At 47.3% G+C, this 12,744-nt stretch carries 11 protein-coding genes; 7 read left to right on the top strand and 4 right to left on the bottom strand.

Going from position 1 to position 12,744, the window contains the following annotated elements; genetic code table 11:
- Positions 1-11: 11 nt before the first annotated feature.
- Complete coding sequence (locus MHH25_RS29655) at positions 12-1,055, top strand: LCP family protein (RefSeq protein WP_308737350.1); 1,044 nt, start codon at positions 12-14, stop codon at positions 1,053-1,055.
- Between the two features lie 189 nt (positions 1,056-1,244).
- Positions 1,245-3,833: a DUF2339 domain-containing protein gene (locus MHH25_RS29650; protein ID WP_036671663.1), complete on the top strand. Its 2,589-nt coding sequence runs from the start codon at positions 1,245-1,247 to the stop codon at positions 3,831-3,833.
- A 374-nt stretch (positions 3,834-4,207) separates the two neighbouring features.
- Here the strand turns inward: MHH25_RS29650 and MHH25_RS29645 are convergent, their stop codons facing one another.
- A complete protein-coding gene (locus MHH25_RS29645; protein WP_156946129.1) occupies positions 4,208-4,363 on the bottom strand; it encodes a hypothetical protein in 156 nt (51 codons plus the stop codon).
- A gap of 234 nt (positions 4,364-4,597) precedes the next feature.
- Here MHH25_RS29645 and MHH25_RS29640 point away from each other — a divergent pair, with 234 nt between their 5' ends.
- Together MHH25_RS29640 and MHH25_RS29635 are read left to right on the top strand one after the other, a co-directional pair.
- Complete coding sequence (locus tag MHH25_RS29640) at positions 4,598-5,269, top strand: FHA domain-containing protein (protein ID WP_036671661.1); 672 nt, start codon at positions 4,598-4,600, stop codon at positions 5,267-5,269.
- Positions 5,270-5,295: 26 nt separating this feature from the next.
- A complete protein-coding gene (locus MHH25_RS29635; protein WP_036671660.1) occupies positions 5,296-5,874 on the top strand; it encodes a class I SAM-dependent methyltransferase in 579 nt (192 codons plus the stop codon).
- Between the two features lie 231 nt (positions 5,875-6,105).
- Here the strand turns inward: MHH25_RS29635 and MHH25_RS29630 are convergent, their stop codons facing one another.
- Genes MHH25_RS29630 through MHH25_RS29620 form a run of 3 tightly spaced genes read right to left on the bottom strand, consistent with a single transcriptional unit; the run spans position 6,106 to position 9,931 of the window.
- Positions 6,106-8,412, bottom strand: coding sequence for a carbohydrate-binding domain-containing protein (locus tag MHH25_RS29630; protein WP_036671658.1), 2,307 nt, complete (start codon positions 8,410-8,412; stop codon positions 6,106-6,108).
- Positions 8,413-8,439: 27 nt separating this feature from the next.
- Entirely contained in the window at positions 8,440-9,120 is a 681-nt protein-coding gene (locus MHH25_RS29625) for a DUF4956 domain-containing protein (protein ID WP_036612177.1), read from the bottom strand.
- Positions 9,113-9,931, bottom strand: a complete 819-nt coding sequence (locus tag MHH25_RS29620; protein WP_340020558.1) for a polyphosphate polymerase domain-containing protein — start codon at positions 9,929-9,931, stop codon at positions 9,113-9,115. The genes MHH25_RS29625 and MHH25_RS29620 overlap by 8 nt, the downstream gene beginning before the upstream one ends.
- Positions 9,932-10,184: 253 nt before the next feature.
- Between MHH25_RS29620 and MHH25_RS29615 the strand changes: the two genes are divergently transcribed.
- The 3 genes from MHH25_RS29615 to MHH25_RS29605 all read left to right on the top strand — a co-directional run bounded on the left by MHH25_RS29615 (position 10,185) and on the right by MHH25_RS29605 (position 12,666).
- Entirely contained in the window at positions 10,185-10,862 is a 678-nt protein-coding gene (locus MHH25_RS29615) for a response regulator transcription factor (protein ID WP_339200076.1), read from the top strand.
- A complete protein-coding gene (locus MHH25_RS29610; protein ID WP_340018743.1) occupies positions 10,862-12,211 on the top strand; it encodes a HAMP domain-containing sensor histidine kinase in 1,350 nt (449 codons plus the stop codon). The genes MHH25_RS29615 and MHH25_RS29610 overlap by 1 nt, the downstream gene beginning before the upstream one ends.
- A 200-nt stretch (positions 12,212-12,411) precedes the next feature.
- Complete coding sequence (locus tag MHH25_RS29605) at positions 12,412-12,666, top strand: hypothetical protein (RefSeq protein WP_036612324.1); 255 nt, start codon at positions 12,412-12,414, stop codon at positions 12,664-12,666.
- Positions 12,667-12,744 lie beyond the last annotated feature (78 nt).

Below are 12,744 nucleotides of genomic sequence, written 5' to 3'. Positions count from 1 at the left end.
TTAAAGGAGATATGATGGAAAACAGTGCCGCACATTTAACAAGACGGAAGCCGAAGAAACCGAAGAAGAAATGGAAGAAGCCATTGATCATCACCCTAAGTGTGCTGCTTGTGTTGGGAGGGCTCGGATTTATCTATCAAAAGCAACTCGTCGTGTTTGCCTTTAATTTGTTCGCTTCAGCTACGGTGAAGGAAGCCTTGGATGACTCCTTTGTACCAGCGGGCGATAAGGATGCCCCTGTCGTGGAACATACGGATCCATTCTCGCTGTTGCTGCTGGGTATTGACCAACGGGATAACGAACCAAGCCGTTCGGATACCATCATCTATTCAGTCGTGCGTCCAGAAGACAATAAAGTGCTGCTGCTGTCCATTCCACGTGATTCCTATACCGAGATTGTCGGCCGGGATGTGAAGTCAAAGATCAACTCAGCGTATGCCCATGGTGAAGCCAAGATGGCGATGGATACGGTGGAGAATTTGCTGGGGAACAAAGTGGATTTCTATGCCGCGATTAATTTTAACGGGCTCAAGGATATTGTTGATGCGGTGGGTGGCGTTGAACTGCCAATCAAAAAGAATATTGAGAACAAACTCAAAATTCATGAGAAGCTGTTTGTTGAAGCCAATAAACCGATCTATAGCGGCGAAGAAGCGCTTGGTTATGTGCGTTACCGGGAGGACTCCGATTTCAATCGGACGATGCGTCACCGGATTTTCCTAAGTGCCTTCATGAATCGTGCGCTGGAAGTCAAAAATCTGACCAAGATCCCGGACGTAATCCAGATTGCCGGATCGAATTTTACAACCAACATGACCTCGGACTTTATCGTGAAATTTGCCGAGTCCTTATATATGAAAGATAGCATACCAACGATCAGCAATTACATGCTGAAGGGTGAGGGTGCAACGCGCAGTGGCACATGGTACTACGATCTGTCTGAGGACGATCTGCAATATGTGCGTGGCATGATCGCCAGTTGGCTGGACCCAGATGCGACCGAGATAATTGAGCCCGAGTCAGCGGACCAATCGGAGACGAGTGATGCGGCATAAGCATCGATTCTTGTGCAAATGCTCATATGAATATAAGTCCGGCGAAGCAGTTGCTTCCCGGCTTTTTTGCGTTTGAGATCCTACGGATGAAATATTGCACAGATATATCTAATGTTTAAACCTCTTTTTATGGCATACATATAGTAAAATATAGGGAAAAGATTAAACATCAACCAACGGAGGAAGCTCATGAAGGAGTTTAAGGATCGGCTTCAACAGGTTCAGGAGCAACAAAAGCAACTGGCGAAGGAGTATCACGCCTTGCTCCAGGAATACCAGTCCGATGACCTGATCGTTCAGAATGAACAGTTACAGGAACAGTATGAAGCCCACAAGCTCAAGCTGCAACAGCTCGAACTTCGCTCACGCAAGATGGAAGAAGAGAATGCACGTCTTCGCATGGCGTTATCCGAACAGATGCTGGATGAAAAGCTGAATCTGATCCGGGTATCGCGGGAGAAGATGGAGACCTATTTTCAAGGGAAAACAGCAGTACATAATGATCGAATTGCATTCCATGAGCATCGAACCAAATCCAATCTAAACGCGCTGTACAACCAGGCAGCACAGGAGTTGCAAGAGGACTCCCACGAGGTGAAGGAGAGGATTGCTTACCTTGCGGCAGAGGTGAATGAGCGCATTGAATCGCACAGACGAGCTGTACGGGATAGAGAAGAGGCTCTGCGTGGGCACATGGAACGTGGATATGAGCATATGGCGGAGGAAGGGTTGAGCGAAGAGACTATTCAACGCCGGATCAAGCAGAATCGCATGGAGATGAAGATTGGACTCAGCTGGATCAACAAGGTAGCCATCCTGCTCCTCATTCTGGGGGTTGGAGCAGCGTTCCAATACTCGTACTCGACCTGGTTCAATGACGAGATGAAGAGTGGAGCCTTTTTCCTGCTCGGTGCACTGATGCTTGCTGGAGGAGAGTGGCTGTTCCGCCGCAAAAGGCAGACGTTTGCGATGGGGCTGCTCGGCGGTGGGATATCCGTGTTGTTCGGCTCCGTCTTCTATAGTTACTTTTTACTGCATATTATCGGGTTATATACGGGACTTGCCCTGTCTGTATTGGTATCGGCAATTTCCGTATTGTTGTCCTTGAGATACCAGTCGAAGACCATCTGTTCACTAGGTTTGGTAGGCGGATATCTTCCGTTATTCTCCTACATGTTCTCGTTCGGGCTTGAGGGCCCTGCTGTCTATGTAGCCATGATCTATCTGCTGCTCTTAAACGGAATTATTGTGTTCATTTCGTTTGGCAAAAGGTGGCCGGTGGTGCACTATATCAGTTTCCTGTTCAATACACCATCCATGCTCATCCTCTTATGGCTGTCGCCAAGTGAGAAGATTGGCATGTTGTATTCCATTGTGACGTTTGTATTATATCTGGGCATTACACTGGCATATCCGTTCAAACACCGAATGAAGTTAACCTGGTGGGATTTCGCTCTACTCGCCATGAATACGAGCATTAGTTGTCTGATGTTATACGTATTATTTGATGTGGCGGATTGGAATGATGCTCAGGGCTTGCTGGCGTTGATCTTCTGCGTGGTGTATCTGGGCCTCGCACGATTCGTTCAGCGCCATATGGCTCAGGAGAAACAGACGATATTACTCTTCTATGTCACTTCCCTGACCTTTGCCATTCTGATTATTCCGTTCCAGTTCGGGGCCAAGTGGTTATCGATGGGCTGGTTGATCGAAGGGGTTCTGCTGGTTACGCTTGGACATCTGAAACGGTTCAAATCGGTGGAACGTGCCGGATGGGGCATCGTTCTTCTATGTCTAATCACTTTTGTGTACTACGATCTGCTGGCGCTATTCTTCATCGGGGAACGTTCTTACTTCATGTTAAAATACTCCAGTATCACGCTGGGAACTGTGCTTATTACACTGTATTATGCCTGGGCAGTTCACAGCAACTCATCTTCCAAAGAGAGATTTAATTACAGCCCGCTGGAGCTGGGTTTTCTGAACGGATTCAAGTATGTGACACTTGCGAATCTGTGGTTATATGTGCTGTATGAGTCGAATGAATTGTATACCAGAGCTGTCGATGGGACGTTCCTGTTATACATGTTCTACAAGTTGCTTATGTTCGCAGCGCTCACCATTGCGTTGGCCTATGGACTGAACAAAGTGAAGCTGCTGCGTGATCAATACGTGCAGGTGTATATCACCTTCTTGCATGCTATTGGTTGCTGTATTGCACTGGCCGTAACCTTAACCATGCCAGCGCTTCAGCCGGAAGTTCAACAGCATACAGCGGCAGAGATTGTTGGTTTGCTGGTGTTAATTATCTTTAACGTAGGGGTATTCTTTGCAGGAAGGGATCTGCTGATTGCCGGCATCCGCGGGCAGTTCAAGAGCATTGAATGGTACCCGGTTATCGCAGGGGTGTATCTGATGGGTGTCATCACCGTCTTCCTGACGATTCAGTTCCAGTGGGGTGATGTGGGGCTGATGTTCAGCCTGATCTATCTGCTGCTCGCGATTCTCTATATTGCCTATGGATTCCGTAGAAAATATGTCATGATTCGGCGTCTGGGCCTGGGACTAACGTTGTTCGCCACGGGTAAGATGGTGTTCTATGATGTGGGGATGCTTACCTCAGGCAGCAAAATCTTTGCCTATTTCAGCTTCGGCGTTCTATTGCTTGGGATCTCTTACCTGTATCAGAAGGTGTCCAGCCGGATGGAGGAAGTACAGTCCAGAGTGACAGCGAAGCCTGACGACGAGCCGACTGTGCCGGAGGAAGACCAAGATTGATTTGGGTTTTGAACGATTGTATTTACCTTTGCGATTATCGGAGGAGGGATTCTTGAAATGGGATTCGACCTGAAAATTATGCTATGGCAACTGTTATGGATTGCTGGCCCTGTAGCTCTTATCGTGTATGCGTGGAGGAAATTCGGTGTGAGAAAGAAGCGACAATGACGTGAGTGCGGATGGTGGTAGTGTTCACTGTCGACTTCACTTCGCTTTGGGAAATAAGTCGTGTAATATAGATTTTTTGGATTAAAATGAGGCTCCGGGCTGCTGTGACCAGCAATCTGGGGCCTTATTGATGTGAGTCTATGGCTTAGCCTAATATGACATTCGTGAAACGTTTTGCGCGGAGATCACGTTATAATAGAGTAGACTTAGGGCTGGATCTTCATTTGTAACCATGAGTTTTCGGCAGCCGAGGTGCCTTTCAGTGATTCTCCGCCATCATCATTCATACGGGAGAGCACGGTTAATGTCATGGACAGGGCAAAGGCGAGCAATACGTATATGAAAATATTTTTTTTGTTCATTAGAAGGTACCTCTCTTGTTGAATGAGCTAAAGTAGACATCCGGCCGTCATGAGAAAAAAAGCACAACGTCTGGTATAGTAGAGTGAGTAGAACCGAACATAAATCGTTCCTGTATACCACTATATTGAAGTATAGCGGTGCAAACAATGGAACAAATCTGATGAATTTATCATTATTGTTGAAGATATGTTTATAGAGATCGAGTGAGTGATCATTGAAGGTGGGAGAATAACATGCGGGAGACGGCAAAAATCGTCATTCGTACGCCAGGACAGGAAAGTGACGGCTCATTCGCTTATGTAAGCCAGGGTCGCTCCATTACGGTGGGACGTTATACAGGCGGTAGTGAATTGGACTTGTCTGTCTATAATCAGATGATATCGAAGCGGCATTGCCGCATTCATTATGATGTACAGCAACAGTTATGGATCGAGGATCTGGATAGCAAAAATGGAACCGAACTGAACGGGCAGCGCCTCGTTCCCTATGAGAAATATCCGTTTGGCGAAGGAGACAGCCTGACGTTGGTCAACGGCTTGATCCAACTTCGCACGGAAGGCGATCTTGGAGAGACGAGGGAATATCGTGTGTCGGATCTGCTGGGTGAGGGCGTACGTTTACTGGATCACCTGCAAACCGTACAGATCGGCGAAGTGGAGATTCCGCTGTCCAAGAAGGAGTACCAGCTGTTCAAGTTGCTGTATAGTCAACTGGACCACTTTGTGACAAGGGAACAGATTGTGGCTCAGGTGTGGCCAGAGCGTAGTATGCTGGAGAGTGAAGCGGTAGGGATCGACGAGATTAATTCGCTAATCTATCGGACGAATCGCAAGCTGGGTGTACATTTTACCATCAAGTCCGTTTATAAAAAGGGTGTATATATGAAGTCTCATGTGCCGGAATGAATGAGTGATAACAAAGGGATGAGTTCATGTTCATCATTTACCTGATTCCATGGCTGATTGCTGTGGTGACATTGATATGTGTCATATCTATCGTACTTGTTAGTTGGAAAAACGGGATTTCCCCGATGCCCACATCCAGTCGTGTAAGACAGGTGGTTATACAGGAAGTAAACCGCATTCCAGGGTACGGGGATGTGCTCGAAGCCGGCTCCGGATGGGGTACATTGGGACTGGATGTTGTAAGGCATTGCCCTGGCAAAAGGCTGACCGGGATTGAGAATTCGAGAATTCCCTTATGGTCTTCCCAAATAATTGCCTATCTCAGTGTTCGCTTACGTCGAGCCAAGGGAAACAAGCACTCTCTCAAGGGCAGGCTGCGCTTCATGCGCGGAGACATCTACACCAGTTCCTATGAACATGCAGATTGTGTGATTTGTTATCTGTTCCCGGGAGCCATGACCCGGCTTCTGGACAAGTTCAGTCGAGAGCTTCCGCCGGGTGCCAAGGTGATTAGTGTCTGTTTTGCGCTGCCAGGAAAAGAACCGCTACGTACCATTACATGCCGGGATGCCTTGCGCACCAAGGTGTATGTGTATTCCTTTTAAAGAAAAGAACAGGAAAGTGATCACCAGTTTTTTGCTCAGCTGGAGTGCTGTAAATCTTCTGCCATAACGTTAATGGATGAAAGAGTGTGCTCCATATCATAGTAATGCAGATACCACGTAAGAACGAGGATACGAAAAAGGCCCCGAACTCACTATGAAGTGATTCGGGGCCTTTTTGTCTCGGCTTTGAGTTAGGGCAAGAGATTGCTTGATTATTGCTTACCGCACGTATTACTTTGCAGAATCGGTGGTGCCTGTTGTGTCCGTGGTTGTACCGGATTGGGATCTGTTTCTGCCGCCTCCAAATCCGCCTTGTCCACCGCCGCCACCAGGACCGCCCATACCTGTATTGGCAGTGGTTACACCAGATTCATTCACCCAAGTCACATTACTGGTCGATTGGAAGGCAACCACTTGAGTTCCACCACTATAGGTACCGTCTGTATAGAGTCCATCCACCGCTTTACCTGTAGACGTACCACCGGAGTAGATCACGTATGAACCATCTTTCGCAAGATCCGGGGAGCTGACAACCACGGTTTGATAATCTTTTGCTGGTGCAAACGTCAGAATGTTGTTGCCTTCGCTATCTTGTACATGTACAAGTGTTCCAGCTTTTTGCGTTGCAGGGAATGTCATCACAATGGTATTTTGTGTAGACGCATCGGATGTTCCTTGTGCCATACCAGAGCTTCCGCCAGCCACGAGGTACCCACCGCTGATTTCAAATGTGCCGTCATAATCCAATGCTCCGTTGCCGCTATCCGTCGGTCCGTTCACAATAACCGTTCCACCAGTCATGTTGATGGAACCATTGGAATCCAGTCCGTCACCACCTGCGTTCACCGTGAGTGTACCGCCGTTAATGTGGAACTCGTTATTGCTCGCTGCTGCACCACCCATACCGCCCGGTCCACGTCCTTGCTGATTAAGAGCTGTACCTTGGGATGCCTGATCGGTAGTTGATGTTGTGCCTGTCGTTTCAGTTACAGAGATGTTCGATATCGTTGCGGCATCGGTTGCTGTAGTAGTGCTATCTGTACTTGCCGCTGTATTCGCAGCTGTTTCCGTCTCGCCACCTGCAGCATTTACGCCATCATCGGATGCCGTTACATCTACATCCCCATCGTTCAGGGTGATCATTGCACCTTCAAGTCCTTCATAGCTCTTCGCAATCGTGATTTTTCCGCCGTTAATCGTCAGGGCCTGATCGGCATGAATGCCGTCATCACCAGATTCAATGTTGAATGTTCCGTCGTTGACTGTCACGTTATTGTTGCTGTGCAGGGAATCATCCATGGAATCAATGGTATACGTACCTCCATTAACCGTAAGGTCTGTACCTGCTTTGAGTGCTTTGGCACTTGTGGACTCCGTTGCTGTTGTAGCTGTGTCCGCATCGGCATTGTTATCCGTTGTTGTTGTTGTTGTGTTGGCGGAGTTGGATGCTGCTGCGCCGTTTGTATTAGCACCTGCATTTGTACCGCTGTTATTGGGCATCTCCGGCATATCTGCAGGAGGTTCGCCATCTGGTGGTGTGTCCATATCGGTTGGACGTGTGCCACCACCCCATCCACCGCCGCCGCCAAATGGACCTTCTTCTACTTTGGCTGGTGCATTGGCGCTACCGCCGCCCGTTACAATGTTGTATGTGCCGCCATCCGTAACAAGTGCGGTTTCAGCTTGAATGCCATCATTGCCACTTTGGATATCGAAAGTACCTCCTGCGATAGCAACGTAACCTTTGGTGGTATCTGTATCATTGGTTGATTTAATGCCGTCGCCTTCGGCTTCAATGGTAATCGTACCGGCTTGAATGGCGACCATATCTTTACCTTTGATGCCGTCATCGGCTGCTTTGACACGGATGTTACCACTAATGATCTTCAGATCATCCTTGCTCGTAATACCTTCATTATAGTTACCTGTGACGGTCAATTGACCTGCACCATTGAATGTAAGATCTGCTTTGCTGAAGATTGCAGCATCAGGCTCATCTGTCGTAGCGTCGGCGTACACATACGTTTTACCATCGGAAACGGTATTCTTGGTTCCTTTTTCGAGTGTAATCACTGCTTTACCAGCCTTCTGAATGTAGATCGCGGCACTGTCATTATCATGAATTGTTGCTCCGTTTAATACGAGATGTACGGTGCCTTTATCGGCAACGTTGACCACGATCTGGCCATCCGTTAGCTCACCGCTAAGTACATAAGTACCTGCTTCAGAGATGGTTACCGAACCATTCGCTGCTTTGGCGCCCGAACCGGTTACCGTTGCAGTTGTTCCGTTCAGCTTAATCGCTGTGGAATCTGCCTCACTCCAGCTAATATTTGTATCGTCAGCATCCAGAGAGACCAGATCGGCGTATTTTACAGAAGTTTGCTCGCTGACAGATACCGTTTTGGTTGTTCCTGTCGTTGACGTTGCGGCATTGGCCGTTGTGCTTGTGGTTGCTGGTGAACTGCATGCTGCGAGTAGGCTGGTAATCATGGCGATGGACCAAAGTTTGCTACCTGTTATCATGTTTTTCTTCATATTGGATCGTTCCCTTCGAATTAAAAATTAATATTCCGTTGTTGGACTCATGGTTAAGGAGATATCCAGGTTGCCGTTCCGTGTACGGATGGCGTCGAGGAATTCCTTTTGGCTAACACTTTCGTGAATGGTTACACTGTAGACCAGCTCATACAGACTGCCGAGTTCGGTCGTTCTGATTTTTTTCAGATCAAAAGGTACATTGAATGTATGGAACACTTCATTGAGTGCTTCTTCATAGCTTAAGTTTTCGGGAATGGTGACTTTCAGCGTTTTCAACTGACTTTTCTTGCCGCCGAAGTTGAAGCGACTCAGTACAAACATCAGTACACACAGGATAATGGTGAACAGCACCGCGTATCCAAAAGCGCCTACACCGCAGGCAAGACCGGAAGCCATCGTGAACAATACGTAAGCAATGTCTTTTGGATCACCAGGGGCACTTCGGAATCGGATGATCGAGAAGGCACCTGCCAAGCTGAAAGCTCGTGCGATGTTGCTGCCGATGAGCAGGATGATGATGGCGACAATGACGGGCAGGACAACCATCGTTAAGGTGAAGCTCTGGGAGTATGTGCTTTGGTTAGTCTTCATGTAGGTAAGGCTGATGACCAATCCCAGAATGATGGCAAGACCAATGGTAATGACTGCGTTGTTAAACGTCAGGTTAGTATCGGTTAGGGCTGAACTGAACAGTGAATCAAGCATATAGGACACGCTCTCTTTCTATAATCGTTTTATCTTGTTCTATGGATGGGTCGAAATCGGTACCTGGTACAAGAATGCGCTCCGTCTGGTAATTCAGGTTCGTTGTTCTCGCGAGATGTCTGTACTCGTTGCCGTATTTGGAGAATCCGGTGCGATAGAGACCATGTTCGGACAGCAGTTGTGACAACCACATCGGAACGGTTTTCTCGGCCTTCACTTCCATCAGCCATCGACCGTCCTTCACCAGCGGTTCACCGTAATCTCCCTGTTCGAGCTTCAGATCATATCTGCGGCTACGAATGTTGGTGTCAAAGGTAATGCGAAGATCGCGGCTGTTCTTGTCGAAGAGTGCTTTGCGTTCATATGCCAGATACACTTTCGGTTCCAGATCGTATACCCGAAGAAAATATTTGATCTCTTCGACAACTTGTTTGTTCATGTAATCCGCGAGCTCTGGCGCCTGTCCCGAACGGACGAATTCATATGCTTCATCCAGCTTCAAAGCTGTTCTGCGCTTGTTCACCAGGCCAAATACTTTCTTTTTGATCTCCAGATACACTTTGGCGTTCTCTTCAGGGATTCCATAAGCCCGCAGTCTCAGCTTCTCCTTGTATTTTGGTTTGGAGAGACTGGCTCGAATCAGTGAATCCTGCGGAGTGTCGAAGTACAGGTTACTGATGGAGTAGTACTCATGTTTCTTGTTGTAGGCATCCAGCTCCATGTATTTCAGCAGGTCATTGTAGAAATGTGCGTACTGCTCATCCGTCAGAAGATACTTGCTCTCATATCGGTTGAATACTTCAATCGCCATGTGGGACTCATTCCTTTCGTCTGTGGGTTGTATGTTTTGTTGCATCGTGTATTGCTTCCATGTCTGTATCTTAGAGCCCCAACCTTGAATGAATCTTAAATGGTTTTACATTGCGTTAACATTTTTTTACCTTCCTATAATAGTGCGCATACACAAAATGAATTAAGATTGATTCAAGGTTTGATTGATAGAATAAGAACATATAAAACAAGTCCATTGAGAGAAATAATTCAAGCAGAGGAATGAATAGATGATGAGAATATTAATTGCGGAAGATGAGGTTCATTTGGCAGAGGCTGTATCGCAGATTTTGAAAAAAAACAACTACTCCGTGGACATGGTCCACGACGGCAGGTCAGGACTCGATTATGCGCAGAGCGGCATCTACGACCTGTTACTACTCGACATCATGATGCCGGAGATGGACGGGATCACCGTCCTGAGGAAACTCCGCAGTGAAGGGAATCATACACCTGTCATTCTGCTTACGGCGAAAGGTGAATTATCGGACAAAGTCACAGGCCTCGATTATGGTGCCGATGATTATATCGCCAAGCCCTTCGCCACAGAGGAATTGCTGGCCCGAATTCGAGCAGCCTTAAGACGGAAGGGAGAAGTGGTTCCCGAGGATGGACTGAAGTTTGGCGACATTGAGCTGAATACAACTCAACTGAAGCTGAGCGTACAGGGTAAGGAGATTAAGCTGAATCTGAAGGAGAATGAACTGTTGGAGCTGTTGATTGCCCGCAAACAGGCGATTACCTCCAAAGAGCAGATTATTGAGAAGTTATGGGGATTTGATTCGGAAGTGGAGTATAACAATGTGGAAGTATATATCTCTTTTTTACGCAAAAAGTTAACCTTCCTGAACTCTGCCGTTCGCATTAACACGATTCGGGGTGTGGGGTATGTACTTGAGGTGACGTCCTGATGTTCAAGAAACTTCGAAATCGCTTCCTGATCGTGAATCTGGTGTCCATCTCCATTATGATGCTGGTGGCATTTGCGACGATCTATACAATTACTTATCAGAATGTGCAACGTGAGACAAATATGGAGTTGTACAAGGTGTCTGATTTCTATCACAGTCCTTATAATTCATCCAAGATGCCGCGCGGGGAAGGGCAGGGTTCCGGTACAGGGGGTAGTACAGGCTCTGGTTCAAGTTCTGGTTCAGATTCGTTTCCTTCCGATACCATGGGTGGTGATAATGGAGGACCGGGAGGTGATCCCAACTCACCTCCGGCACGTTCCGTTTCGTTCATGATTAAGACGGATGATAAGTGGAAGATTACGGATACACATTCCCGATTTGATATGGAAGATACGTTCTACACCGAGGCGCTGCAAAAGGTTGACCAGAATAAAGTTGGTGATTCGGAACGGCAGACGGGGCAATTTACGCTGGATGGAACGGACTGGGCTTATGTGGTTGATCCGAGCGGTGACGGGCATATGATCGTATTTATTGATGTGACGGCACAACAAGGCATTCTGACGAATCTGATCTATACATTTGCTATTGTTGGACTGGTCATGTTGATTGTGATCTACTTCCTGAGCCGTTATTTTGCGAATCGCTCCATTGCACCAGTCAGAGAAGCGTTTGAGAAGCAAAAACAATTCATCGGTGATGCTTCACATGAGCTGAAGACACCTCTGGCGATCATCAATACCAATGCCGACGTACTGCTTGCCAATCAGGAGGATACTATAGCAAACCAAGCGAAGTGGCTGCACTATATCAAGTCGGAAACCGAGCGCATGACGGGACTTACGAATGATCTGCTCTATCTGACACAGATGGATGACTCACGCTCCACGATGATTCATGCGAAGTTTAATATAAGCGATGCGGTGGAGAGTATTATTTTGCCGATGGAGGCCGTTATTTTTGAGAAAAACATCTCCCTCGATTACAACATTGAGCCGAATCTTACGGTTCATGGGAACAGTGAGCAGATCAAACAGGTCATTCTGATCCTGCTCGATAATGCGGTGAAGTATTCCGGTCCCAAAGGCGCCGTAAACGTCACCCTCCAGAAACAGAATAATGATGTCGTGCTGGCCGTATCCAATACAGGTGAAGGCATTGCACCCGAACATCTGGATCGGATCTTCGATCGATTCTATCGTACCGATTCGTCAAGAGCCCGCAAACATGGTGGGCATGGTCTGGGGCTTGCGATTGCTCGTTCCATTGTGGATCAGCACAAAGGAGAGGTGTATGCTCGAAGTGTAGTTGGAGAGGGTGCTACATTTTACGTGCGGTTGTCGTAGGGGCAGAGTGATGAGCCAGCGTATGAAAAAATGCTACCTACGTTTCGGCTCAACACTAATTCTTCGCTCCCGCTCTATAATTGTTCTTCAGGCATAAGTTCTGCCTGTAATGGGTTAACCTATGCTACAATGGCAACAGTATGTATGAATCAAGGAGATGACTGAACGTGGCAGAAGCAAACGCAATTAATGAACAAGAAATGATGCAATATATTGCAGATAAAACGAAGGCAAGCCAGGAGAATATCGCCCTTGTGTTGAAGCATGAGCAAGCGTACATCAACAAGGCGCACGAAAATTCCAAAGGTAACGATGTGGATATTGACGGCGATGATCTGGCTGACTATATCCTTAGTCGTAAAGATGTGAAGCTGGATGAGTTGACCGTGGAAAGCATCCTGGATGCGGAGATGGACTACTTGATGGACAAGGGTCATGCGGGATACGTCGATTAAGTTAAGCGTGGGCAAAATCTAACGAATCTCACACGCGCTATTCGAGTATTTCTCGCTCGTTTGGGAATGTAACGAATC

The organism is Paenibacillus sp. FSL H3-0457, from assembly GCF_037981725.1.
GTDB classification, from domain to species: domain Bacteria; phylum Bacillota; class Bacilli; order Paenibacillales; family Paenibacillaceae; genus Paenibacillus; species Paenibacillus amylolyticus.
Note: the sequence above shows the minus strand (reverse complement) of the source record. Positions and strands in the feature narration are given on the sequence as shown.

What these genes read in the sequence shown, in the direction of transcription:
- MHH25_RS29640 (WP_036671661.1), top strand. Translation starts at nt 4,598, where the DNA reads ATGCGGGAGACGGCAAAAATCGTCATTCGTACGCCAGGACAGGAAAGT.
- MHH25_RS29620 (WP_340020558.1), bottom strand. Translation starts at nt 9,931, where the DNA reads ATGGCGATTGAAGTATTCAACCGATATGAGAGCAAGTATCTTCTGACG.
- MHH25_RS29655 (WP_308737350.1), top strand. Translation starts at nt 12, where the DNA reads ATGATGGAAAACAGTGCCGCACATTTAACAAGACGGAAGCCGAAGAAA.
- MHH25_RS29630 (WP_036671658.1), bottom strand. Translation starts at nt 8,412, where the DNA reads ATGAAGAAAAACATGATAACAGGTAGCAAACTTTGGTCCATCGCCATG.
- MHH25_RS29605 (WP_036612324.1), top strand. Translation starts at nt 12,412, where the DNA reads ATGATGCAATATATTGCAGATAAAACGAAGGCAAGCCAGGAGAATATC.
- MHH25_RS29610 (WP_340018743.1), top strand. Translation starts at nt 10,862, where the DNA reads ATGTTCAAGAAACTTCGAAATCGCTTCCTGATCGTGAATCTGGTGTCC.
- MHH25_RS29625 (WP_036612177.1), bottom strand. Translation starts at nt 9,120, where the DNA reads ATGCTTGATTCACTGTTCAGTTCAGCCCTAACCGATACTAACCTGACG.
- MHH25_RS29635 (WP_036671660.1), top strand. Translation starts at nt 5,296, where the DNA reads ATGTTCATCATTTACCTGATTCCATGGCTGATTGCTGTGGTGACATTG.
- MHH25_RS29650 (WP_036671663.1), top strand. Translation starts at nt 1,245, where the DNA reads ATGAAGGAGTTTAAGGATCGGCTTCAACAGGTTCAGGAGCAACAAAAG.
- MHH25_RS29645 (WP_156946129.1), bottom strand. Translation starts at nt 4,363, where the DNA reads ATGAACAAAAAAAATATTTTCATATACGTATTGCTCGCCTTTGCCCTG.
- MHH25_RS29615 (WP_339200076.1), top strand. Translation starts at nt 10,185, where the DNA reads ATGAGAATATTAATTGCGGAAGATGAGGTTCATTTGGCAGAGGCTGTA.